Origin of the sequence: Flavobacterium sp. NRK F10, assembly GCF_024054235.1 — a bacterium.
Lineage (GTDB): Bacteria > Bacteroidota > Bacteroidia > Flavobacteriales > Flavobacteriaceae > Flavobacterium > Flavobacterium sediminis.
Genome location: NZ_JAMXLC010000025.1, coordinates 1 through 240 on the forward strand (window position 1 = coordinate 1; position 240 = coordinate 240).

1 protein-coding gene is annotated in these 240 nt (G+C 44.6%); it reads left to right on the top strand.

Features of this window, described 5'->3' with window-relative positions; translation table 11 throughout:
• On the top strand, positions 1 to 240 hold a 240-nt coding region (locus NHF50_RS15680), incomplete at both ends, for a hypothetical protein (protein WP_252777376.1).

Sequence of the window (240 nt, forward strand, 5' to 3'; positions counted from 1 at the left end):
TATCGACAACGAATCCTAATGTAACATTAAATCCTGCGACAGGCAGTGTAGATGTGGCAGCAGGCACTCCTGCAGGTACATATACGGTAGTTTACCAGATCTGCGAACAATTGAATCCAACAAACTGTGACACGGCAAATGTAAGTGTCGTAGTTAATGCAGCCATTATCGATGCGATAGATGATGATTTTAGTGGGGCTCCCGTAAACGGTTATACAGGCGGAGTATCAGGCGATGTAA